The sequence below is a fragment of the Ensifer sp. NM-2 genome (genome assembly GCF_003024455.1).
Taxonomy (GTDB): Bacteria; Pseudomonadota; Alphaproteobacteria; order Rhizobiales; family Rhizobiaceae; genus Ensifer; species Ensifer canadensis.
Map to the genome: position 1 here is coordinate 83,439 of NZ_PVZR01000015.1, position 21,504 is coordinate 104,942.

A 21,504-nucleotide genomic window follows, 5' to 3' on the forward strand; every position below is an offset into this window, starting at 1 on the left:
GTGGCCGAAAGGCCAGCACGCGTGGGAACTTCGACAGAAAGGAACGGAGGGCTATCGATGGAAAAGACCCATGTTCGCGAACTGGCGGAGGAATATCTTCGCCTCGGCGGCCACCGGCGCGTGGCCATCGACGATAACGAAACCTCGATCAGAAGCTGGGAAGACGAACCGCCGGAAGCCGACGCCTTCTGGCGGAAAGAGGTGGAAACACTGACGCCGGCAACGCAGCGCGAGGTGCAACTGATGCTGCCGACGATCAACCGCGCCTGAGCGGTGTCAGTGACCTTCGAATTCGATCAGCGTGCGGACATTGACGCCGAGCGCCTCGAGTCTCTTGCGGCCACCGAGTTCCGGCAGGTCGATGACGAAACAGGCCGCGACGATATCGGCGCCCATCTGCTTCAACAGCTTGACGGCCGCTTCCGCTGTGCCGCCGGTCGCGATCAGGTCGTCGACCAGAATGACCTTCTCCCCCGGGCTGATCGCGTCCTTGTGCATCTCCATCTCGTCGACGCCGTATTCGAGGCTATAGGCGATGCGCACCGTGTCGTGCGGCAGCTTGCCCTTCTTGCGGATCGGCACGAAGCCGGAGGAAAGCTGGTGGGCGATCGCGCCGCCAAGAATGAAGCCGCGCGCCTCGATGCCGGCGATCTTGTCGATCTTGGTACCGGCATAGGGGTGCACCAGTTCGTCGATCGCACGGCGGAACGCCCTGGGATTGCCGAGCAGGGTGGTGATATCGCGGAACATGACGCCCGGCTTCGGATAGTCCGGAATGTTGCGGATGGCGGCGATCAGTTCCGATTGAACGGTAGTGGTCATGGGCAAAGAAGGCCTTTGTGTCTCTTGTTACCGCAAACCCATAACACCATCGACCCGCATGTCTATAACGGTTTCTGCCGCACGGATGGCTGGAACAATTTGGTCGTGCCGGGGGTTGATGCTACGCTGAGGCCCATGGCACGCGGAGGAGATGCGCGCGCCGCATGCCTCACGTTGAGCCCACATCGGAAGGAGGAACATCATGCGCCTGTTTGAATGCGGTTCTCTTGTCCCGGGGTGCGAATGGCACACCCGCGCCGATAACGACGCCGAAATCGTCCGCCGCGTGGTGGAACACATGCGCCAGGCCCACGGTGAAACGATGATCCGCGAAAACATGATCGATAACATCAAGGCCCGCATCGTCGAAGAAACCAAGGCCGCCTGACGAAACTACATCTACTCCGAACGCGCGCGGGTCTTGCAATGACAACGCCCGCGACGCGTGCCGTTTGCCCTGACACCGAATGATGGTGCGTCGCATCGAACCGGTGCGAGGGACCAAGTCTGTCCCGGCGAGCCGCCCGCTTTCAGGCCGAGTTGACCGTGACCGTCATCCAGGTCTGGATCTGAGGCACACGGCACCGCATTCGCCGATCCCTATGCTATGGCAATGACGCGAAGGAAGATTTGACCCGCGCGGTGCTCACGCTCTATAGCACGTGGCCTGTTGTCCTTACCTGTATGGCGATCTCTTGCGTTTACCGGTGGGCTGCGCCAACGTCTCATGCCCTCATTCTTTTTAACTGGCATTCGGAACCTATGAACGACAAAGTTTTTGACACTTTGACCGGCATGTACTTCACGGTCGACGATCCCGATGGAAGTTACGGCACGGGTCAAGTTATTCGCCTCGCTGCCGAAGGGATTTACTTCATTCGCTTCGACGGCAACGAGGTAATGCTGCCTCTGGAGCTCGTATCCATCGGCGAGATGCTGCAGACCACCGACGAAGAGTACAAGCTCTGGCGGTTCTTCGACACGCTCGAGGAAAGGGACAAATGGATCGAATGGCTGGACGCCCCATCGAAGCCACGGGTCGTCTCGCTGGTGAGGCCGACCAAGTAACAGCCTCTCGGCTCCCTCGCTCTACGAGCCCACAGCTTGCTCAATACCGGCAGTTGGTGCCAGGAAAGATCGGTCATCTACCTCTAACATGGTCGCGCGCCACGCGCTTTACGCGCGCGGCACCATCGTCTCGAGGCGGGCGACAAGGTTTGCCCGGTCGACACTGAAATTGCGGTCTACCCACAGGGCCTCCAGCTCACCGAGGATCTGGCCGACGCGAGGCCCGGCGGGGATGCCGGCCTTCAGCACATCGGCGCCCGTCAGCGGGAAGCTCGGGCGCTTCCATGCCTCGGTGCGCGTCAAGAGGCGCTGGAACGCCGCCGTCTCGGCAAGCAAGGCCGGATCGTTTTCGGACTTGCGTCTGGCCGAGGCGAGCGCGAGGCGAAGCCGGACGGAAATCCCCTCAGCGCCGTGGCGGTAGAGCAAGCGATCGAGCGCCGCATCCACAGTCTTTGCCGGTAGCGCTGGCGCATTCGCAAAGCGCGAAAAATACGCTGCCTCGGCCTTCGACAGGCGCAGCCGCGCGGCCATGGCTTCGAGCCGATCTTCATCCGGCGGCACGATTGCCGCAAGGCGCAGCAGTGGATCCGGTGCCCAAGAAAAGGCCTTCTCGGCAGCAACCAGTTCCGGAATGGCGTCGATGCCCCATTTCTCGGTCTCGGGCAGGATTTCGGTCAACACGCCCGCCTGGCGCATCCAGAGCAGCGCCCGGCCCGGGTCCTCGGCTGAAAGCAGCTTCTTCGTCTCGGCCCAAACCCGCTCTGCCGAAAGTGTCGACAGCTTGGAACGCGCCTGGGCGCAGGCCCTCAGGCCATCGGCATCGGGGCGACCGTTGCCGTAATGGGCGAAGAAGCGGAAGAAGCGCAGGATGCGAAGATAATCCTCGGCCACCCGCTCGGCAGCATTGCCGATGAAGCGCAAAGTGCGGGTCTTAATATCGGCAAGGCCGCCGACGTCGTCCACGACCTCGCCCTCATGGTCCGCGTAGAGCGCGTTGATGGTGAAGTCGCGCCGCTCGGCATCCACCTTCCAGTCGGTTCCGAACGCAACTTCAGCGCGGCGCCCGTCGGTCGCGACATCGCGGCGCAGCGTCGTCACCTCATAGGGCGTACCGTCGATGACGAGCGTCACCGTGCCGTGGTCGATGCCTGTCGGTACCACCTTGATGTCGGCTGCCTTGGCGCGGGCAACGACCTCGTCTGGATGCCAGGTGGTGGCCATGTCGACATCGCCGGCCGGCACCCCCATCAGGCTGTTGCGCACGGCGCCGCCGACGACGCGCACCTCCCCGCCCTCGACATTCAGCAGATCGAAGACGCGACGAAGGGATGGAGCCGAAAACCAGCTCTCACCGGCAACCGAGGTCATGCATAAAGCCTTTCATAAAGCATTCGGACGATGCCGGCGGTGATACCCCAGATATTCCTGTCGCCATAGGGCATGCGATAGAAATGCCGGTCTTCACCCTGCCAGTGGCCGCTTCCACGCCCATGGTTTCCGGGGTTCATGAGGAAGGACAGCGGCACTTCGAAGACGCTTTCGACCTCGTCGGGGTTGGGCACCAGCTCGAAGCCGGGCTGCACCACCGCCAGAACCGGCGTGATTTTGAAACCGGACAACGCCATATAGTGCGGCAGTCGTCCGATCGTCTCGACGAACCGCGGGTCAAGACCGATCTCCTCCTGCGCCTCGCGAAGGGCGGCGGACTCGATCGAGCGGTCCTCCGGGTCGACCGCGCCGCCGGGAAACGCCACCTGGCCGGAATGCTTGCGCAGGCTTGCGGTCCGCTGGGTGAAGATGACATGCGCATCCTCGCCGTCGTCGACCACCGGCACCAGCACGGCCGCATCCTTCAGATGCAGGGTTTCAAGATGCGGCACGATACTGGGATTGAGCAGGAAATCTCCGTGTTCCCGCCACGCGCTTTCCACTGGCCCGCCCATCTGGGTCAGGGCCCGGCGGCGAAATTCGTCGGCAGAATAGGGATGCCGGTTCATCGCGACAGCGCTTCCAGTTCGGCAGCCTTCATGATCGGGAAGATGGACCCACCCGAGCGCACGCAGAACATCTCGACGCCGTCGACCACCACGGTCTCGCCGAGTTCGACGAGATCGTACATGACGGGCCGGGAAACCAGCGCCTCGAGCCGGCCGCGCACGTGCAGGTACGGCTTCAGTTCGCGGTTCTCGCCATGAATGACAAAACGCAGGGCATGCTCCGGCCTGGCCTCGACAACGTCACCGACATTGGTGCGAAAGGTCAGCACCTGCACGCCGTCCGCCTGCGTCACGCTCATTTCGACGGCAACGAAGGGCGCGTCGACGATGCGGATCGCCACCTTTTCCACAGGCGTCACCAGATAGGTGACGCCATCCTCGTCCTTGCGCAAAACTGTGGAGAACAGCCGCACCAGTGGCTGCCGGCCGATCGGCGTGCCCAGATAGAACCAGGTGCCGTCGGCGCGGATTTCCATGTCGATATCGCCGCAGAACGGCGGATTCCAGCGCTCCACCGGCGGCAGGCCACGCTTGCGGTCGCCCGTCTGGCCGGCCGCACGCGCGATCAGGGCCGCCAGTCCGGCCGCGTCCCCGGTTCGCTGAATTTCGGCTTCTGCCATCGTTCCGTCCCGATTGGCCCCGATTTTGCACCGGAGGCGTGTATGTCGTCGCGAGATGCGGCGTGTATGCTGTCACGAGATAGTGCGTCTGCGGCGACTTGTCAGCCGTCAGCCAGGGTCTAAATTGGAATAAGGCAACTGAAAATCCCCCGCGGGGCGATTCGGTTCAACAACGGGCGACCGGGGAGTACGACCATGAGTGTGATGAAGGGCGCCACGGAAGCGACCGACGAAAGGGCGATCGTTGCCGCGGCGGAAAACGCGCTCGCGGAGATCGCGCTCGTGCGGGCCGAAGTCGGCAAGGTCATCTTCGGTCAGGAGAACGTGGTCGAGCAGACGCTGCTTGCCGTTTTGTCCGGCGGCCACGCCCTTCTCGTCGGCGTTCCCGGCCTTGCGAAAACCAAGCTGGTCGCGACGCTCGGCACCGTTCTCGGCCTTGATTCCAGCCGCGTGCAGTTCACGCCCGACCTGATGCCATCGGACATTCTCGGCTCGGAAGTGATGGACCAGGATGCCGCCGGCCACCGCTCCTTCCGCTTCATCCCCGGTCCGATCTTCACGCAGCTGCTGATGGCCGACGAAATCAACCGTGCCTCGCCGCGCACGCAGTCGGCGCTGCTGCAGGCGATGCAGGAGTATCACATCACCGTTGCCGGAGCCCGCAAGGACCTGCCGCAGCCGTTCCACGTGCTGGCCACCCAGAACCCGCTGGAGCAGGAAGGCACCTACCCCCTGCCGGAAGCCCAGCTCGACCGCTTCCTGATGCAGGTTGACGTCGGTTATCCCGAGCTTGCCGCCGAACGACAGATCCTGCTTGAGACCACCGGCGTCACGGAGGCCTCGGCCCGGCCGGTGATCGACGCCGCCCGCCTGCAGCAGATCCAGAGCCTGATCCGGCAGATGCCGGTCGGCGAGAAGGTGGTCGATGCCATCCTTGATCTCGTGCGCTCCGCCCGCCCCGGCAACGGCAATGCCGCCACCGACAAGAACGTCGCCTGGGGCCCGGGTCCGCGCGCCGGACAGGCGCTGATGCTCTGCGCCCGCGCCCGTGCGCTCTACGACGGTCGCCTGGCGCCGTCGATCGACGATATTCTGGCGCTCGCCGAGCCCGTTCTCCAGCACCGCATGGCGCTGACCTTCGCTGCCCGTGCCGAAGGCATGACCGTGCGCGATGTCGTCGCCGAGCTGGTGAAGCAAGCCAAGGGATAAAGAATGGCCTCCATCGGGCACATAGTTGCGCGTACCCCCGCTGGTGAGGTTCTTTCCCGTGCGCAGCAGCGCGCGATGCTCGTTCCTGACTGCCTGGTCGAGGCCCGCCGCATCGCCAATACGGTGATCTCCGGCTGGCATGGGCGGCGCAAGCGCGGGATCGGCGAGAATTTCTGGCAGTTTCGCCCCTATAGCGACGGCGAAAGCCTGTCGCGCATCGACTGGCGCCGTTCGGCCCGCGACGACCATACCTATGTGCGCGACCGCGAATGGGAAGCGGCCCACACCATCTGGCTCTGGGCCGACCTGTCTCCGTCGATGATGTACAAGTCAACGCTCGGTTCGGTGTCAAAGGAAAGCCGGGCCCTGGTCTTGATGCTGGCGCTCGCCGAAATCCTCGCCCGCTCCGGCGAACGCATCGGATGCCCCGGCGTGATGGAGCCGATCTCCGCCCGCAACGCCGCCGAACGGCTGGCAACCGCGATCATGCTGAGCCCGCTCTCCGAAGGGCTGCCCGAGACGGGGATGATCCGCAGCGCCAGCGATCTCGTCTTGATCGGCGATTTTCTCGATCCGACCGACAGGATCATGGAGCGGCTGGGCCCGCTCGCCCGCCGCGGCCTGCGCGGTCATGTCGTCGAGGTTGCCGATCCGGCGGAGGAAGTCTTCCCCTATGCCGGGCGGACTGAATTCAGCGACCCGGAAACCGGCCAGAAACTGACGGCCGGCCGCGCCGAGGTCCTGCGCGAGGACTATCAGCGCGCCTACCTCGCCCGCCGCGAAAGCCTCGGCGTCACGCTGCGCCATCTCGGCTGGACCTTCACGCCGCACAGGACCGATCGGCCCGCCTCCGAGGCGCTGGTTGCCGTCCACATGTATCTGTCCGGCATGCCAGGACGCGCTACGCATGGAGGCCAGCTATGACCGGCCTTCCCTTCCTCTTCGCCAATCCGGCACTCTTGGCAGCCCTGATCGCTTTGCCGGTGATCTGGTGGCTGTTGCGCATGACGCCGCCGAAACCGGCGGCCGAAGTGTTCCCGCCGTTGCGCATTCTCGCCTCCGTGTTGAAGCGCGAGGAAACCCCATCGAAAAGCCCGTGGTGGCTGACCCTGCTGCGCATGCTGATGGCGGCCGCCGTCATCCTCGCGATCGCCGATCCCGTCGTGAACCCGCGTCAGAACACACTTGCTACCGGCGGCCCGCTGGCGATCGTCGTCGACAACAGCTGGGCAACCGCCACCGACTGGGAACAGCGCGTCGATGCCGTGAGCACGCTGATTGACGACGCGGAAGCGCGCGACCTTGCAGTCTCCATCGCCTTCACCGGTGATCGCCAGCACGACGCCACGCCAGGCTCGGCAGCAACCGCGCGCAACAGGCTTGCCGCTGCCGCCCCCATTCCCCTTGCCGTCGACCGAGCCCAGGCGATAGCCGCGCTGAAAACCGCATTTGAGGGCACGAATCCCGGCACGCTCGCCTTCGTCAGCGACGGCATCGAGGCTGCGGATCAAAAGACGATGGCAGCGCTTGCTGACGTGGGAGCTGCCGAACTGCGGGTCGTCGAGGCCGATGGTAGCCGCACCGTAGCGCTGACCGATACCAGCAACGGCTCGACCGGCATGTCGGTGACGGCAACGCGCCTGCGCAAGGACGGCGCGCTGACCCTGCCGATCGTCGCCTACGATACGCGTGGGCGCGCGATCGCCGATGGACAGATCGCCTTCGCCTCGGGCGAAGGCGTTGCCAAGGGCAGCATCGAAGCGCCCTTCGAACTGCGCAACGACTTTGCCCGCATCGGCATCGAGAATGCAGCGACCGCCGGCAGCGTGCATCTGCTCGACGATGGCTTCCGCCGTCGCCGCGTCGCCCTGCTGAGCGGCGAGGCCCGCGACCTGTCGCAGCCGCTGCTATCGCCGCTCTACTACATCAACCGTGCGCTCACCCCCTATGCGGATCTCGTCGAACCGCACGAGACGGATCTCGCCGTCGCCATTCCGGAACTGTTGGAGCAGAAGCCGTCCGTACTGATCATGGCCGATATCGGCCGGCTGCCGGAGGAGATTTATCCGAAGCTGTCGAAGTGGATCGATAATGGCGGCATGCTCATCCGCTTTGCCGGCCCGCGGCTTGCCGCTGCCCCCGCAGACGATCCGCTCGTGCCGGTGACGCTGCGCCAGGGTGAACGCGCGCTTGGCGGCGCGCTGTCCTGGTCCGAACCGCAGCCGCTTGCCGACTACCCCGGAAACAGCCCGTTTGCCGGCATGGCACGCCCGACAGACATTCTCGTCAAGCGGCAGGTGCTGGCCGAGCCGACCTCCGATCTTGCCGAGCGCACCTGGGCAAGCCTTGCCGACGGCACGCCGCTGGTAACGACCTCAGCTCACGGCGCCGGTCGCATCATCCTTTTCCATGTCAGCGCCGAGGCCACCTGGTCGAACCTGCCGATCTCGGGCGATTTCGTCGAAATGCTTCGCCGCAGCGTCCAGCTTTCGCGCGGCGGCGGCGTTGCCAACGAGGGCAAGGCGCAACAGCAGACGCTCGCGCCCTATCGGCTGCTCAATGCCGACGGCGTGCTCGTGGCCGAGACCGGCAACGCCCGGCCGCTCGACGTCATCCCCGGCAAGGTGCCGGTCGCCACACCGGAAAACCCTCCGGGTCTCTATGGCTCCGAAGACGGTTTCACCGCGCTCAACCTGCTGCCACGCAATGCCGAGCTGCAGCCGATCGACATGACGGCCGCCGGCGCTCACACCGCCCAGCAACTGGCCGGGTCCGAGAGCTGGTCGCTGAAGCCGGCGTTGTTCACACTGGCCCTGCTGCTGCTGCTCGTCGACGCGCTGATCGTGTTGTTCATGGGCGGGGCCTTCTCGCGGCTGCGCGCAGCAAAGGCCATGACCGCGGTCCTGTTGCTGGCGGCAAGCGCCTTTCTCGTTTCGCCGCCGGATAGTCTGGCCGATGACAGTCGACCGGAAGACGCCGCCATTCTCGAGCGCCTCGACACCACGCATCTGGCCTATGTGGTGACCGGTGAGAGTGAAGTCGACCGCCTGTCCGAGCGCGGGCTGACGGGGCTCACCGACTTCCTCACCTATCGCACCACGCTGGAGCCCGGCACGCCCGTCGGCCTCGATATCACCAAGGACGAGCTCTCGTTCTACCCGATCATCTACTGGCCGGTCTCCGCCTCGGCGCCGATGCCGAGCCCACAGGCCGTCAGCCGCATCGACGCCTATATGCGCGCCGGCGGCACGGTGCTGTTCGACACGCGCGACCAGTTCTCCTCGCTCGGCGCGTCATCCGGTGGCACCAGCCCCAACACCGAGAGGCTGCAGGCGATCCTTGCCAACCTCGACATCCCGCCGTTGGAGCCGGTTCCTACCGACCACGTGCTGACCAAGGCCTTTTACCTGCTGGCGAACTTCCCAGGCCGTTATACCGGCAGCCCGCTCTGGATCGAGGCGCAGCTCGACAATCGCGAAGAGCCAAGCAACCGCCCAGCGCGCTCGGGCGACGGCGTGACGCCGATCATGATCACCGGCAACGACTTTGCCGGCGCCTGGGCGGTGGACGCCAATGGCGTCGCGCTGCTGCCGACGGTGCCGCCGGACGAAATGCAGCGCGAATACGCCTTCCGTTCCGGCGTCAACATCATGATGTATATGCTGACCGGCAACTACAAGGCCGACCAGGTGCACGTGCCGGCCCTGCTCGAACGGCTCGGACAATGAGGGCCGATCGATGACCGCCGACTTCTCGCCTTTCATCCCCTGGCCCTATCTGGCGGTGCTTGCCGTTGCAGCCGCAATTCTGGCTGCGCTTGGCATCTGGCGCGGCGTGCGCGGAGCCTGGGTGCGTGCCGCAGCCCTTGCCGCCTTCTGCCTGGCACTGGCCAATCCGATCCTCTTCCAGGAGGAGCGCGAGCCGCTGTCGACCATCGTCGCTGTTGTCGTCGACCGCAGCCAGAGCCAGGACTATGCCGGCCGGCGCGAGCAGACCGACAAGGCGCTTGCCGATCTCAAGGACCGGCTGTCGCGCTTCCCGCAGATCGAGACCCGCATCGTCGAGGCTGCCGACAGCGAAGAGAGCGAAGCGCCATCGACGCGGCTCTTCTCCGCCTTGACCTCCGTGCTTGCCGATGTGCCGCCGGCACGGGTCGGCGGTGCGATCTTCATCACCGACGGCCAGATCCACGACGTCCCCGATATCAACCAGAAGCTCGGCTTCGACGCGCCGATCCATGGGCTGATCAGCGGCAAGCCGGATGAGTTCGACCGCCGCATCGAGATCGTCAGCGCGCCGCGTTTCGGCATCGTCGGCGAACAGCAGAAGCTGTCCTTCCGCGTCGTTGATGACGGTGCGGCACCGGGCGGAACCGCGCAGGTGACCATCCGCCTCAACGGCAACGAGATCGCAACCGAAGTGGTCGAGCCCGGCACTGACGTGCCCTTCAGCTTCACCGTGCCGCGCGGCGGCAACAACATTCTCGAATTCGCGGTCAACGGCGTCCCCGGTGAAGTCACCGAGACCAACAATCGTGCCGTCCATGTGCTCGACGGCATCCGCGAGAACCTGCGCGTGCTGCTCGTCTCCGGCGAGCCGCATGCGGGCGAGCGCGCCTGGCGCAATCTGCTGAAATCTGATGCCGCCGTCGATCTCGTGCACTTCACCATTCTGCGCCCGCCGGAAAAGCAGGACGGGACCCCGATCAACGAGTTGTCACTGATCGCCTTTCCGACGCGCGAACTGTTCGTGGACAAGATCAGCGAGTTCGACCTGATCATCTTCGATCGCTACCAGCACCGCGGCGTCCTGCCGATCCTCTACTACGACAACATCGCGCAATATGTTCAGAACGGCGGTGCGCTGCTGATCGCCGCCGGTCCCGAACATGCCGGCAACGATTCCATTGCCGCAACGCCCCTGTCGGCCGTGCTGCCGGCAAACCCGACCGGCGTGATGAATGAAAAAGGCTTTTACCCCCGCCTGTCGGACGAGGGAAAGAAGCATCCGGTCACCCGTGGCCTCGAAGGTGCGGCAAGCGAACCGCCGCAGTGGGGCCGCTGGTTCCGCACCGTCGACGTCGACAGGCCGCTCGGTCAGACCGTGATGGAAGCGGCTGACGGCAAGCCGCTGCTGGTGCTGAACCGCGTCGGCAAGGGCCGTGTCGCCATGCTGCTGTCCGACCAGGGCTGGCTCTGGGCGCGCGGTTTCGAGGGCGGCGGTCCGCACGTCTCGCTCTATCGCCGCACCGCCCATTGGCTGATGCAGGAGCCGGCGCTGGAAGAAGAAGCGCTGACCGCGCGTGCCGCCGGCCGCACGCTGGAGATCACCCGTCAGACCATCGAAGGTGACCCCGGCCATGCGACCCTCACCTACCCGTCCGGCAAGACCGAGGAGCTGACGCTCGCCCAGCGCGAGCCGGGTCTTTACAGCGCCGAAATCAAGACCACGGAAACCGGCCTGTTCGAAGTCGCCAACGACGAACTGACGACGCTTGTGCATGTCGGCAATGTCGACGCACCGGAGTTCAGGGCGGCGATCTCGACCGAGGACAAGCTGCGCCCCTGGGCTGACAAGACCAAGGGGCTTGTGCGCCGGCTGGCAAGTGCCGATGGCGCCATCGACCTGCCATCGATCCTGCCGGTGCGCGGCGCCGTCCGTGTCGCCGACGACCAGCGGCTGTCGCTGCGCATGACGGATGAAACCGTGCTCAGGGGCATCAACTCGCTGTCGCTGTTTACCGGTCTCTTCGGCCTTGCCGTCCTGCTCTTCCTGATATCGGCGACCTGGTACCGCGAGGGTCGATGACCGATCCGAGCGTCGCCATCAGCAACCTGCGCGATGTGCCCTATTTCGCCGATGATATCGCCGACCGTGTCTGGCGGGCCTGGTGGGAGCCGCGTGGCTTTCCGCTTGGCCATATCGCCGAACTGGTTGCCGGAAGCCTTGGCGACCAGCACATCCCGTTTGCCATCGTCGCCCATCGCGGCGCGACCTTCATCGGCACCGCATCGGTAATCGAATCCGATCTCGACGAGCGGCCGGCACTTCGTCCCTGGGTCGCGGCGGTCTGGGTAGAGCCGACCTTTCGTGGACTCGGCATCGGCGCGAGCATCGTTCGCCATGCCGCGGACGCGGCTTTGGCCACCGGCGTCGAGAGCGTGCATCTCTGCTCCTTGCCGGAGAAGCGAGCATTCTATCAACGCGGCGGCTGGCAGCTCGACGAAAACGATGTGGGTGAAAGCCGGCTCGACGTCTTCAGCATGCGCCGTTCCTGATTTAGGCCACAATGACTGTCGAAATCGCAGGGATAGTTTTTAGGAGCCCTGTACATGCGTTTGATCGTCTCCTCCCTCCTCGCTCTCACCGTAGCCGGTTCTGTCGTCACCGGGCCCGCTCATGCGGCCGATCTCATCGGCTTCTGGGACAAGCCGCAGCACGGCGGCAACAGCTTCAACCGGCTGCCGCCGGACGAGGCCTATTTCAAGGCGCTGTCCGGTTACGGCGCCACTTGGGTCCGGCTCTCCTACGACAAGTGGAAGCCGGCCAAGCGCGATTATCTGATCGGCGATGCCGACAAATACGAGGGCATTCCTGCGGCCGACCTTAAGATGCTGAAGGAAACGCTCGACCGGGCCGACAAGGCCGGGTTGAAGGTCGTCATCACTCCCCTGTCGCTGCCCGGCATGCGCTGGTCGCAGAACAACGGCAACAAGTTCGATGGGCGCATCTGGCAAGACAAGGCCTGGTGGGCTGAGGCCGCAAGCTTCTGGCGCGATCTCGCGCGCGAACTTAGGGATCATCCTGGCGTTGCCGCCTACAACATCATCAACGAACCGGCGCCTGAAAAGCAAAACGGCCTTGCCGAGCATGCCGACAGGAAGGCGATGCTCGACTGGTATGCCGGCAAGAAAGGCAGCGCATCCGACCTCGTGGCCTTCTACGAAACGGTCATCGCCGCAATCCGCGAGGTCGATCCGGCCACCCCGATCATGGCCGACGCCGGATGGTACGCGGCAGCCGACGGCTTCACCTATTGGCCGTCGGGCCTCAGCGACCAGAAGGTGGTCTACAGCTTCCACATGTATGAGCCCTACGCCGCGACGAGCGCACCCAACATGAAGCGCGAGAAGCCCTATACCTATCCCGGCAAGGTGCCCTTCGGCGAAGGCGATGAGGACTGGGACAAGGCGCGGGTCGCATCCTATCTCGACCAACCGGTGCAATGGGCGAAAGACAAGGGCATACCGCTCAATCGCGTCGTTGCCGGCGAGTTCGGCTGCATGCGCCGCTGGACCGGCTGCAAGGCTTACCTCGAAGACGTGCTGACGACGCTCGACAAGAACAGCCTGCACTGGGCCTTCTACAGCTTCCGCGAAGACAGCTGGGACGGCATGGACTACGAACTGGGATCGAAGAAGGTCCACTGGAAATACTGGGACGCGATCGACGCCGGCACGCCGGATCCGGTCAAGCGCACGGCGACACCGGAATTCGAACCGATAGCCAAACGGCTGGCAAAGGAGGAGCAGTGATGTTCGAGATCACCGACGCACCGCCGGCCGAAGCACTCGAGGCGATCGGCAACGGGCTGACGGCGTTCAACGCCGCCGATGTCGGCCCATCCGAGCGGCGGCCGCTGGCAGTGCTCGTCGGTGGACCCGATGCGGCGGGCAAACGCGGCGGCCTCAGCGGCTACACCGCCTGGGGCTGGTTGTTCGTGCAATGGCTGTGGCTACCGGAAGACCTGCGCGGACAGGGCCTTGCGGGCAAGCTGCTGACGGCGGCCGAGGAAGAGGCCATTCGTCGCGGCTGCCACGGCGCCTGGATCGACACGTTCAACCCGCAGGCGCTGCGCGCCTACAAGCGCCAGGGCTATGAGACCTTCGGCGAGTTGCCCGACTTTCCACCGGGCCGCAGCCGCGTCTTCCTGAAAAAGCTGCTGGTTTCGCAGTAAGGCCCGAAGGCCATCAAACGGCAAGCGCCAGTTCGATATCGGCCAACTCGGCCGCGTCATGGGCGGCCGCGTCGTCCCGCCAGCCGATGACGCCGGCAAGGCCGGCGTGAACGCCTTCAGCCATTGGCACCACCAGCACCCGTGCCGGATCGACCGGGCCCGGAAATTCCAGTGCGGCGTAACGGACCTTTTCAAAGCCGAGCGGCTGATAATAGGGCGGATCGCCGACGAGGATGACGGCCTGCGACCCCTTCCGCCGTGCCGCCTCCACGGCGATGCGCACGAGTTCCCGGCCGATGCCCATGTTCTTGTGCGACGGCCTGACAGCAAGCGGTCCAAGCAGGTGGCCCTTGATCGAACCGGCCATCACAGGCGTCATCCTGACCGAGGCGATCGTCCCGCCATTGTCGGCGCAGATGAAGGACAGCGACCGATCGTGCGGCCCCTGCTCGCGAATGCGCGCAGCCGCCCGGGCAAACCGGCCGGGGCCAAAGGCTTCTTCGTTGATGATTTCGATGGCTGCGTCATGGGACGCGTCTTCGGTCAGGTAGACGAGGTCGTGCTTTTTCATGGGATCAGGAACCAGGCATACGAACGGACATGGGGATGGCGTCACCCGAAGAGGGCGTTGGCAGCATCAGCGTCGTCGCAGGTTTCCCGAGAAGGTCATGAGTACGGTTCGTTCCGGACACAGAGAAATTTTCTGAAATCGCCGATACCAGAAAATTGCCCGATGTCAAAGCCCAAAACGCACTGTTCAGAAATCGATACCTATCGAAGACCGGCAAAGACGCTATCTATGAACGACGAAACGACAAAGGAGATCGCCCATGGGCAGGCTTGTAGACGGCATCTGGCAGGACGTCTGGTATGACACGGCGGCGACGAAAGGCCATTTCAAGCGCAGCGAATCGCAGTTTCGCAACTGGATCACCGCCGACGGGTCGGCAGGCCCATCCGGCGAGGGCGGCTTCAAGGCCGAGGCCGGGCGCTATCATCTCTACGTCTCGCTTGCCTGCCCCTGGGCGCACCGCACGCTGATCTTCCGCAAGCTGAAGAAGCTCGAAGACCTGATTTCGGTCTCGATCGTCGATCCGCTGATGCTGACGAAGGGCTGGGAGTTCAAGGGCAAGGATGGCGGCACTGTCGACCACCTCTACGGCTTCCACGCCCTCTGGCAGGTCTACGCCCGCGCCGACCCAACCTATTCCGGCCGGGTGACCGTGCCCGTCCTGTGGGACAAGCAGAAAAACACGATCGTCTCGAACGAATCCGCCGAAATCATCCGCATGTTCAACTCCGCCTTCAACGAACTGACAGGCTCGAACGACGATTTCTACCCGGAGGAACTGCGAGGCGAAATCGACGAGCTGAACACCCGCATCTATGGCGCGGTCAACAACGGCGTCTACAAGGCCGGTTTCGCCACGAGCCAGGAAGCTTACGAGGAAGGCGTCACCCCATTGTTCGACATGCTCGACGAACTGGAGGAGCGGCTTGCCACCCGGCGCTACCTGACCGGCAGCAGGCTCACCGAGGCCGACTGGCGGCTGTTCACGACACTGGTGCGCTTCGATCCCGTTTATGTCGGGCACTTCAAGTGCAACATCCGCCGGATCGCCGATTACAGGAACCTGCAGGGTTATCTGCGTGACCTTTACCAGGTGCCTGGCGTGGCCGAGACGGTCAACATGAACCACATCAAGGAACACTATTACCGCAGCCACACGATGATCAATCCGACCGGCGTCGTACCCGTCGGCCCGATCATCGATCTGGATGCGCCGCATGGGCGGCAGGCTGCCTAACGCATGTCGCGCAAAAGTGTGTAGCGGTTTTGCGATCATGACATGCGCAAAAAAAGAGCCTTAAGCCGCCGCCGCGCGTTCACGCGTGCGGCGGCGCGCGGCCGGCCCTACCAGTAGCTGTCGAAAGCCGTGCTGCCCGCAAGCTCGCCAAGCCGGCGGCGCGTTGCCGGCGTCGTATCGTCAGGCAGCGCATCAAGCGCGAAGAAACCGCTCGCGGCGATCTCCAGATCCGGCACCTTCGGCAAGGTCTGGCGCACGCCGTCGCAACGGTAGAAGACCACGTGATCGCGGCGACTCGTGCGCCTGTTGTAATAGACCTGTACCAGTGTCGGCGGGGCGGTCGTTTCCAGATTGCCCTCCTCGCGCAACTCCCGCAGCAACCCTTCGAGCGCGGTCTCGTCGCGGTCGAGCCCGCCACCCGGCAAATGCCAGCCGGGCAGGTAGGAATGCCGCACCAGGAAGACGCGCCCTTCAACGTCGAAGCAAGCGGCACGCACGCCGATCGTCATGCCGCGCGACAACGCGTAATAGCCGTGCACCAGGCGCATCAGGACGCGGAGATACCAGCGTCGCATCTCCGGTGGCCGCTCCTGCTTCAGATGCCTATCCTTCCGCATTGACTGTCAGACCGGATTAATCCGGCGACATGATTCCCCTCAACCGGAATATGCGCTAGACGGGGACGATGTTCAAACTTGCCCATATCTCCGATATCCATCTCGGCCCCCTGCCCGATCTCTCCTTGAGGGAACTTGCCTCCAAGCGCATCACCGGCTTCGTCAACTGGCACCGGAACCGCAGCCGGCACCTGTTCACGGGCACGCTCGACTGCCTGATGGCCGATATCGAGAAGCGCGATCCCGACCATATGGCGATCACCGGAGACCTGGTGAACCTCGCCTCGTCGCGGGAGATCGCAACGGTGACCGATTGGCTCGAGGACGCTGGCGACCCGGCCAACATCTCGATCGTCCCGGGCAATCACGATGCCTATGTGCCCGGCGCCTACGAGAAGACGACGCGCGCCTGGTATCCCTTTATGCGGGCGGATGGCGCACCGGCCGAGTGGCATGAGGGCCATCGCTGCTTCCCCTATCTGCGGGTGCGCGGCCCGGTGGCGCTGATCGGTTGCTCGACTGCGGTCGCGACGCCGCCCTTTGCCGCCAGCGGCTATTTCGGCCAGCGGCAGGCGCGCGCCACCGTCAACCTGCTTCGCCAGGCCGCTGACGCCGGTCTTTTCCGCGTGGTGATGATCCACCATCCGCCGATCCACGGCGCCGCCTCGCTGCACAAGCGCATGCTCGGCATCCGCCGGTTTGCGGCAACGATCTCGTCGGGCGGCGCCGAGCTGGTGATCCACGGCCACACCCACCTCAATACGGTCTACTCGCTGCAGGGCCCGAATGGCCCGGTGCCGGTCGTCGGTATCTCCTCGGCGTCGCAGGGTCCGGGCGGACACAAGCCACAGGCTGCCTACAATCTGTTCACGATTGCCGGCGAGGCCGGCAACTGGTTCCTCACCCGCGAGCGCTACGCGCTCAACGCCGATGCGACCGGCGCCACATTGGTCGAAACCACCCGCTTCTAGGCCCGCTCGCCCGACTTTTCGCCGAAATCCCATCGCCGGGCGAATAAATGCCCCTATTCGTGCGTCACACTCCCGTTCGGGTTCCCACGACCGGCAGAGCGATCTATCCTCTGTGCCGTGAATGGTGTGCTCGGCGCCATTGCATATGTTGGGAGATAGGCATGATGAACCGCAAGACCATTCTATGCGCCCTGTTTGCCGCCAGCGCGGCCGTTTTTGCAGGGCAGACCGCCATGGCCGCCGGCGAGGACACCAGCGAACCGCCGAAGAAAACCAAGACGAGCAGCGAATGCACCAACGGCAAGATCTGGGATGCCAAGAAGAACGCCTGCGTCAATGCCAAGAAGAGCGATCTTAGCGACGACATCCTCTTCGAGGCCGCCCGCGAGCTTGCCTATGCCGGCCAGTATGAGAACTCCATCAAGGTCCTCGGCGCCGTCAAGGATCAGAAGAGCGCCCGCGTGCTGAACTATCTCGGCTATGCCAACCGCAAGGCCGGGCGCATGGAGCTCGGCATGCAGTATTACAAGCGCGCGCTCCAAGCCGACGAGAACTATATCCTCGCCCGCTCCTACATGGGCCAGGCCCTGATCGAACAGGGTCAGGTAGAGGATGCCCGCGTGCAACTGGTCGAGATTCGCGATCGCGGCGGCGAAGACACCTGGGCCTATCGCTCGCTGCTGCAGTCTTTGGGCGGCGTCAGGCAATATTGATGCATGCCCACTGCCTTCCCGAACCTGGGAAGGCAGCCGCGGCATCGATCCTTGAAGCGTCTCCTCAGTTGCGCTTCTTCTCGGTCCATTCCGGCGGCAAGCCCAGCGCGCCGCCGACAATGCCCGTGACCCCCGAGCCACGCCCGAAAACCGCGCAATCGGGATCGGTCGATTTGCCGGTAACCGCATAGGACACGCTATTCGAGACGTTCTTCATCGACGGCAGCTCGAAGTCGGACTTCATCGGATCGTTCGACTTTGCCAGCATCGCGCTGAAATCGTCGGAAAAGTCTCCGGCAAGCTCGAAGGCGTCGGCGGCAGTCGACGCGCGCGAACCGCTGGTGACGATGTTTGCCCCCCGCGCCCAGGTCAGACCCGCGATCTGTTTGCCTCTGGCATCGAAGGCCTCGGCTTCGACCGATAGATTGCCGAGACCGATCGGAAGGCGCGGAACCGGGACAGGCGAGACTTTCGAAGCGACACTCGACACGCCGGCAACGACGGCGTTGGTGGCTTTCACCTTCGTTACAACGGAACGCACCGCCATATCCGCCGGCTTCGACACCGGAACGACATCGAAATGCGCGCTTAGCGCCTCGCACAGCGAGCGGTCGATCGCCGTCGCCACCAGCTTCTTCTGGGGGTCGCCGAGGGTGCCGACATCGGCATTGGAGGCAAAGGTCGTCGGGATCAGATGCACGGTCTTGACCGTCTTGGTCGAAGCGGCATCCACCCGATACTTGGTCTTGGTTACCATCCCGTCGCTTGCGACGAAATCCTTGTAGGAGGACAGCGAACCGGTTTCGCTGAGAGACGCACTCTGGCAACCGGCGAGGCCCGCCAGGGATACGGTCAAGCCGGCCACCCGCAAGAATTTCGGAGCGGGGCGCCACCCGCCATCACGCGGTCGCCCTGTGGAAGGTCGACCGTCATTTCGTCTCTCGCCGCATGCATGCTCGTTCATTGACGCGTCCTCTGTGATCGACCTGGAGTTGTGCGGATGAGTGCCGATCAGATTCGGGCCGAACTTTGACGCAATGCCGGCCCACCCTTGCAGTTTACGGTAACGACCGCCCTGCGAGACGACATGCGGATCGGCAAGGGTTTTTGGGATAACGGCGAAAGAAAGAGCAGATTTCGCTTTCCGATCCGTGACTTCCCTTGCAGACTAACGGTCAAATGTTTCATATCATTCACCGTGGAATTACCTGGCGAATAAAGACACGATCCCGCACGTTTCATTTGGAAGAGCAATGCGCCCAGCGGCAGAAACGAAGGACTTCAGACGCGACTTGGTCAGCTTGCTGCCCAAATTGCGCCGCTTCGCGATGACATTGACGCGCAATGCACATGATGCCGATGATCTTGTCCAGGAAGCTTGCGAAAGAGCGATTACGCGCAGTCACCTCTGGAACGGAGAAGGCCGGCTCGAAAGCTGGATCTACGCCATGACGCGCAACCTCTGGATCGACGAGATCCGCAAACGGAAAGTCCGCACCGGCAGCGGTACGGTCGACGTGTCCGACCAGGACGAACTGAGCATCGAGGCCTCCGCCGAGAAAGCCGTCTACGCCAACCAATTGCAGAAGATGATCCTCTCGATGCCTGAGGGCCTGGCAAGCACCTTCCTGCTGGTCAATGTCGAAGGCCACAGCTACCGCGAGACTGCCGATATCCTCGGTATCCCGATCGGCACGGTGATGAGCAGGCTGTCGACCGCGCGGTTGAGGCTCGCCGCGATGATCTCCGAAAACACCGAAAGGAGGGCATGACCGTTGCAGCAAACAAAAGGTCACGCGCTCGAAGTCCGGTTGTGCGCCTATATCGATGGCGAACTCGGCGAGGCAGAAAAGACTGAACTCGAGACGCTCCTCGCCCGCGACGAGGAAGCCAAGGCGTTGTTTGAAAAGCTGAAGGCCGGCAGCGCCTTCGGCAACACGGCATTCGAGGATTTCCTTCATGATCCCGTGCCGCTGGCGCTGGTGCGTCAGATCAAGCAGGGCTCCGGCATCAATCCCAAGGCGGAACGCGTGACGATCGCTGCCGCCAATGTGCGCAGCGTGCGCATCTGGCCGCGGGTGATGGCTGCTTCCGTGGCGCTGGTGCTGGTCGGTGGCTTCACCGGGTTTATCATCGGCACGGCCAACCACGCCGGCGAGCCGACAAGGGTCGCCTCCGCCCGCACCTGGCTTGACGACATCGCCGACTACCACCGCATTTATTCCCGCCAGAAGGAACGGCTCGTCGAGGTCCCGGCCTCCGAAGCGCCGAAGATCGAGACTTGGCTCGCCTCCAGCGTCGGCGTCCCGTTCACCATTCCCAACCTCACCGGCAAGGGTCTGAACTTCGAGGGTGCGCGTCTGCTCGTCGCCAACAGCAAACCCGTCGCGCAACTTATCTATCGCAATGCCGATGGCGACGTGTTTGCCATCTGCTTCCTCAAGGACAGCGACAGCCCGCAGTCAGACAAGTTCTCCGAAAGCATCCGCGACAATCTCGGCATGGTTTCCTGGCAGCGCGGCGGCGCGTCTTTCGTGCTCGTCGGCCCGTCGGCCAGCATCGGTCTGCACGATCTGGCCGAAGCGGTCTCCACGACAATCTGAGCCGCGACCTCCGCCTGAACCAGGCAACGGAACCATGGCAGCGCCTGTTGCCAGGGTGGATCGTGTTGCCGTCAAAATCAGACATCGACCGCAGCGCGGCAGACTGCATCATCCGCGCGAGCGGCCCTATGCCGAGCCGGGCTGATGTTAGCTCAAGCGGAAATTTTTGCAGGCAACCAAATAGTTACACCTGCTTTCCCGGCCTAAAATACATATGCTGCACCGAAAAAAATTTCGCTCCGAATTGCCGTTTCGCAACACCCGCAAAATTGGCAAAACCCGGCAAGAAAAAACCAACGGTTGACATATCAATACTTTGTCTATATCTCTGACAAATCGATATTTGCTTGCTGAACTTTGGTTACCGCGCATTTAGCAACTGCGCCCTGACGAACCTTCCTTTCAAAAATCGCTATCTTCATCCGCAGCGCTTGTGCGCGGCGGTCATTCAATATGCTATGAAAGGGTTCATCATGACCACTGGCACAGTTAAATGGTTTAATTCCACCAAGGGCTTCGGCTTCATTCAGCCTGACAACGGCGGTCCGGACGCATTCGTCCACATCTCCGCCGTCGAGCGTGCTGGAATGCGCGAAATCGTCGAAGGCCAGAAGATCGCCTACGACATGGAGCGCGACAACAAGTCGGGCAAGATGTCTGCCTGCAATCTGCAGGCAGCCTAAATCGGTATCGGCTCTCCCTTGACCACGGATGTACTGGCACTGTCGAGAGCATGATACCCATCAAGGTCAGGCAACATGCCTGGCCTTTTTTATTTCCGCGCGCCGACTGCACGATCCCGCAACTGCATTATGCATCGGGAGTGACGTGCAACACCGTAGACGCGCGCCAACGTCGGGGATATCCCATGACAGAGACACACAACAAATCGCGCCAGCGGGCCGAGATCGCCTTTGCCAAAGAGCAATCGCAGTTCTTTGCCCGCGACAGCGCCGTTGAAGAACTCGACTCCATCGTCCAGGCTCGCGAAGAGAAGACCCTGCGTCTGCGCGAAGCGCGGCTGGCGAAGGAATTGCAGGACCGCCTGGCGGCGGCTGCCGCCCCCGCTTCGAAACGCGTCAGAAAAACCTGACTTTCAGTCAGGGTGACACCTCAACT

24 protein-coding genes are annotated in these 21,504 nt (G+C 63.4%); 17 read left to right on the forward strand and 7 right to left on the reverse strand.

From position 1 onward, the window contains the following. Positions 1-57: 57 nt before the first annotated feature. Complete coding sequence (locus tag C6558_RS25660) at positions 58-270, forward strand: hypothetical protein (protein ID WP_025427942.1); 213 nt, start codon at positions 58-60, stop codon at positions 268-270. Between the two features lie 6 nt (positions 271-276). Here C6558_RS25660 and C6558_RS25665 read toward each other — a convergent pair whose 3' ends face one another. Beyond that, on the reverse strand, positions 277-822 hold the full coding sequence (locus C6558_RS25665) for an adenine phosphoribosyltransferase (RefSeq protein WP_025427943.1): 546 nt from the start codon (positions 820-822) through the stop codon (positions 277-279). Between the two features lie 202 nt (positions 823-1,024). On the opposite strand from C6558_RS25665, the gene C6558_RS25670 reads away from it, so the two are divergent. Next, positions 1,025-1,210, forward strand: coding sequence for a DUF1059 domain-containing protein (locus C6558_RS25670; protein ID WP_025427944.1), 186 nt, complete (start codon positions 1,025-1,027; stop codon positions 1,208-1,210). A 374-nt stretch (positions 1,211-1,584) separates the two neighbouring features. Continuing rightward, the gene (locus C6558_RS25675; protein WP_025427945.1) at positions 1,585-1,890 is read left to right on the forward strand and encodes a hypothetical protein; all 306 of its coding nucleotides are present in this window, start codon (positions 1,585-1,587) and stop codon (positions 1,888-1,890) included. 108 nt (positions 1,891-1,998) lie between these two features. On the opposite strand, the gene C6558_RS25680 is transcribed toward C6558_RS25675, so the two are convergent. The 3 genes from C6558_RS25680 to C6558_RS25690 are packed head-to-tail and all read right to left on the reverse strand — an operon-like array spanning position 1,999 to position 4,507. Next, positions 1,999-3,258, reverse strand: a complete 1,260-nt coding sequence (locus C6558_RS25680; RefSeq protein ID WP_025427946.1) for a CCA tRNA nucleotidyltransferase — start codon at positions 3,256-3,258, stop codon at positions 1,999-2,001. After that, a complete protein-coding gene (locus C6558_RS25685) occupies positions 3,255-3,887 on the reverse strand; it encodes a CoA pyrophosphatase (RefSeq protein ID WP_025427947.1) in 633 nt (210 codons plus the stop codon). The genes C6558_RS25680 and C6558_RS25685 overlap by 4 nt, the downstream gene beginning before the upstream one ends. After that, positions 3,884-4,507 (reverse strand): DUF1285 domain-containing protein, encoded by a 624-nt coding sequence (locus C6558_RS25690; RefSeq protein ID WP_084814559.1) that lies wholly within the window; start codon positions 4,505-4,507, stop codon positions 3,884-3,886. The genes C6558_RS25685 and C6558_RS25690 overlap by 4 nt, the downstream gene beginning before the upstream one ends. A gap of 195 nt (positions 4,508-4,702) precedes the next feature. Here C6558_RS25690 and C6558_RS25695 point away from each other — a divergent pair, with 195 nt between their 5' ends. Genes C6558_RS25695 through C6558_RS25725 form a run of 7 tightly spaced genes read left to right on the forward strand, consistent with a single transcriptional unit; the run spans position 4,703 to position 13,673 of the window. Further along, positions 4,703-5,716 (forward strand): MoxR family ATPase, encoded by a 1,014-nt coding sequence (locus C6558_RS25695; RefSeq protein ID WP_025427949.1) that lies wholly within the window; start codon positions 4,703-4,705, stop codon positions 5,714-5,716. 3 nt (positions 5,717-5,719) lie between these two features. Beyond that, the gene (locus C6558_RS25700; RefSeq protein ID WP_025427950.1) at positions 5,720-6,640 is read left to right on the forward strand and encodes a DUF58 domain-containing protein; all 921 of its coding nucleotides are present in this window, start codon (positions 5,720-5,722) and stop codon (positions 6,638-6,640) included. Beyond that, complete coding sequence (locus C6558_RS25705; protein WP_025427951.1) at positions 6,637-9,444, forward strand: DUF4159 domain-containing protein; 2,808 nt, start codon at positions 6,637-6,639, stop codon at positions 9,442-9,444. The genes C6558_RS25700 and C6558_RS25705 overlap by 4 nt, the downstream gene beginning before the upstream one ends. A 10-nt stretch (positions 9,445-9,454) precedes the next feature. Continuing rightward, positions 9,455-11,524, forward strand: coding sequence for a membrane protein (locus C6558_RS25710; RefSeq protein WP_025427952.1), 2,070 nt, complete (start codon positions 9,455-9,457; stop codon positions 11,522-11,524). After that, a complete protein-coding gene (locus C6558_RS25715; protein ID WP_084814558.1) occupies positions 11,521-11,994 on the forward strand; it encodes a GNAT family N-acetyltransferase in 474 nt (157 codons plus the stop codon). The genes C6558_RS25710 and C6558_RS25715 overlap by 4 nt, the downstream gene beginning before the upstream one ends. Positions 11,995-12,048: 54 nt before the next feature. Beyond that, complete coding sequence (locus C6558_RS25720; RefSeq protein WP_025427954.1) at positions 12,049-13,251, forward strand: glycoside hydrolase family 5 protein; 1,203 nt, start codon at positions 12,049-12,051, stop codon at positions 13,249-13,251. Next, entirely contained in the window at positions 13,251-13,673 is a 423-nt protein-coding gene (locus tag C6558_RS25725) for an N-acetyltransferase (RefSeq protein WP_025427955.1), read from the forward strand. The genes C6558_RS25720 and C6558_RS25725 overlap by 1 nt, the downstream gene beginning before the upstream one ends. Positions 13,674-13,686: 13 nt before the next feature. On the opposite strand, the gene C6558_RS25730 is transcribed toward C6558_RS25725, so the two are convergent. Next, on the reverse strand, positions 13,687-14,244 hold the full coding sequence (locus C6558_RS25730) for a GNAT family N-acetyltransferase (protein WP_025427956.1): 558 nt from the start codon (positions 14,242-14,244) through the stop codon (positions 13,687-13,689). A 259-nt stretch (positions 14,245-14,503) separates the two neighbouring features. Here C6558_RS25730 and C6558_RS25735 point away from each other — a divergent pair, with 259 nt between their 5' ends. After that, positions 14,504-15,481: a glutathione S-transferase family protein gene (locus C6558_RS25735; protein WP_038576325.1), complete on the forward strand. Its 978-nt coding sequence runs from the start codon at positions 14,504-14,506 to the stop codon at positions 15,479-15,481. Positions 15,482-15,588: 107 nt separating this feature from the next. Here C6558_RS25735 and C6558_RS25740 read toward each other — a convergent pair whose 3' ends face one another. Further along, on the reverse strand, positions 15,589-16,056 hold the full coding sequence (locus C6558_RS25740) for an NUDIX domain-containing protein (RefSeq protein ID WP_107027893.1): 468 nt from the start codon (positions 16,054-16,056) through the stop codon (positions 15,589-15,591). A 110-nt stretch (positions 16,057-16,166) separates the two neighbouring features. Here C6558_RS25740 and C6558_RS25745 point away from each other — a divergent pair, with 110 nt between their 5' ends. Together C6558_RS25745 and C6558_RS25750 are read left to right on the forward strand one after the other, a co-directional pair. Continuing rightward, positions 16,167-17,069: a metallophosphoesterase gene (locus tag C6558_RS25745; protein ID WP_025427958.1), complete on the forward strand. Its 903-nt coding sequence runs from the start codon at positions 16,167-16,169 to the stop codon at positions 17,067-17,069. A gap of 164 nt (positions 17,070-17,233) precedes the next feature. After that, complete coding sequence (locus C6558_RS25750; protein ID WP_038577333.1) at positions 17,234-17,782, forward strand: tetratricopeptide repeat protein; 549 nt, start codon at positions 17,234-17,236, stop codon at positions 17,780-17,782. 64 nt (positions 17,783-17,846) lie between these two features. Here C6558_RS25750 and C6558_RS25755 read toward each other — a convergent pair whose 3' ends face one another. Continuing rightward, positions 17,847-18,638, reverse strand: coding sequence for a DUF3313 domain-containing protein (locus C6558_RS25755; RefSeq protein ID WP_158268960.1), 792 nt, complete (start codon positions 18,636-18,638; stop codon positions 17,847-17,849). A 397-nt stretch (positions 18,639-19,035) separates the two neighbouring features. Between C6558_RS25755 and C6558_RS25760 the strand changes: the two genes are divergently transcribed. The 4 genes from C6558_RS25760 (at position 19,036) to C6558_RS25780 (ending at position 21,478) form a co-directional block, all read left to right on the forward strand. Beyond that, positions 19,036-19,554 carry an RNA polymerase sigma factor gene (locus tag C6558_RS25760; RefSeq protein WP_025427961.1) on the forward strand — a complete coding sequence of 173 codons (519 nt, stop codon included), beginning with the start codon at positions 19,036-19,038 and terminating at the stop codon, positions 19,552-19,554. A 3-nt stretch (positions 19,555-19,557) separates the two neighbouring features. Beyond that, entirely contained in the window at positions 19,558-20,385 is an 828-nt protein-coding gene (locus tag C6558_RS25765; protein WP_025427962.1) for an anti-sigma factor, read from the forward strand. A 473-nt stretch (positions 20,386-20,858) separates the two neighbouring features. Next, a complete protein-coding gene (locus tag C6558_RS25775; protein WP_025427963.1) occupies positions 20,859-21,068 on the forward strand; it encodes a cold-shock protein in 210 nt (69 codons plus the stop codon). A gap of 185 nt (positions 21,069-21,253) precedes the next feature. Continuing rightward, a complete protein-coding gene (locus C6558_RS25780) occupies positions 21,254-21,478 on the forward strand; it encodes a hypothetical protein (protein WP_025427964.1) in 225 nt (74 codons plus the stop codon). Positions 21,479-21,504 lie beyond the last annotated feature (26 nt).

Bases quoted from the DNA above. Each gene is read 5' to 3' on its own strand.
- C6558_RS25660 (WP_025427942.1), top strand. From the start codon at position 58: ATGGAAAAGACCCATGTTCGCGAACTGGCGGAGGAATATCTTCGCCTC.
- C6558_RS25665 (WP_025427943.1), bottom strand. From the start codon at position 822: ATGACCACTACCGTTCAATCGGAACTGATCGCCGCCATCCGCAACATT.
- C6558_RS25670 (WP_025427944.1), top strand. From the start codon at position 1,025: ATGCGCCTGTTTGAATGCGGTTCTCTTGTCCCGGGGTGCGAATGGCAC.
- C6558_RS25675 (WP_025427945.1), top strand. From the start codon at position 1,585: ATGAACGACAAAGTTTTTGACACTTTGACCGGCATGTACTTCACGGTC.
- C6558_RS25680 (WP_025427946.1), bottom strand. From the start codon at position 3,258: ATGACCTCGGTTGCCGGTGAGAGCTGGTTTTCGGCTCCATCCCTTCGT.
- C6558_RS25685 (WP_025427947.1), bottom strand. From the start codon at position 3,887: ATGAACCGGCATCCCTATTCTGCCGACGAATTTCGCCGCCGGGCCCTG.
- C6558_RS25690 (WP_084814559.1), bottom strand. From the start codon at position 4,507: ATGGCAGAAGCCGAAATTCAGCGAACCGGGGACGCGGCCGGACTGGCG.
- C6558_RS25695 (WP_025427949.1), top strand. From the start codon at position 4,703: ATGAGTGTGATGAAGGGCGCCACGGAAGCGACCGACGAAAGGGCGATC.
- C6558_RS25700 (WP_025427950.1), top strand. From the start codon at position 5,720: ATGGCCTCCATCGGGCACATAGTTGCGCGTACCCCCGCTGGTGAGGTT.
- C6558_RS25705 (WP_025427951.1), top strand. From the start codon at position 6,637: ATGACCGGCCTTCCCTTCCTCTTCGCCAATCCGGCACTCTTGGCAGCC.
- C6558_RS25710 (WP_025427952.1), top strand. From the start codon at position 9,455: ATGACCGCCGACTTCTCGCCTTTCATCCCCTGGCCCTATCTGGCGGTG.
- C6558_RS25715 (WP_084814558.1), top strand. From the start codon at position 11,521: ATGACCGATCCGAGCGTCGCCATCAGCAACCTGCGCGATGTGCCCTAT.
- C6558_RS25720 (WP_025427954.1), top strand. From the start codon at position 12,049: ATGCGTTTGATCGTCTCCTCCCTCCTCGCTCTCACCGTAGCCGGTTCT.
- C6558_RS25725 (WP_025427955.1), top strand. From the start codon at position 13,251: ATGTTCGAGATCACCGACGCACCGCCGGCCGAAGCACTCGAGGCGATC.
- C6558_RS25730 (WP_025427956.1), bottom strand. From the start codon at position 14,244: ATGAAAAAGCACGACCTCGTCTACCTGACCGAAGACGCGTCCCATGAC.
- C6558_RS25735 (WP_038576325.1), top strand. From the start codon at position 14,504: ATGGGCAGGCTTGTAGACGGCATCTGGCAGGACGTCTGGTATGACACG.
- C6558_RS25740 (WP_107027893.1), bottom strand. From the start codon at position 16,056: ATGCGACGCTGGTATCTCCGCGTCCTGATGCGCCTGGTGCACGGCTAT.
- C6558_RS25745 (WP_025427958.1), top strand. From the start codon at position 16,167: ATGTTCAAACTTGCCCATATCTCCGATATCCATCTCGGCCCCCTGCCC.
- C6558_RS25750 (WP_038577333.1), top strand. From the start codon at position 17,234: ATGAACCGCAAGACCATTCTATGCGCCCTGTTTGCCGCCAGCGCGGCC.
- C6558_RS25760 (WP_025427961.1), top strand. From the start codon at position 19,036: ATGCGCCCAGCGGCAGAAACGAAGGACTTCAGACGCGACTTGGTCAGC.
- C6558_RS25775 (WP_025427963.1), top strand. From the start codon at position 20,859: ATGACCACTGGCACAGTTAAATGGTTTAATTCCACCAAGGGCTTCGGC.
- C6558_RS25780 (WP_025427964.1), top strand. From the start codon at position 21,254: ATGACAGAGACACACAACAAATCGCGCCAGCGGGCCGAGATCGCCTTT.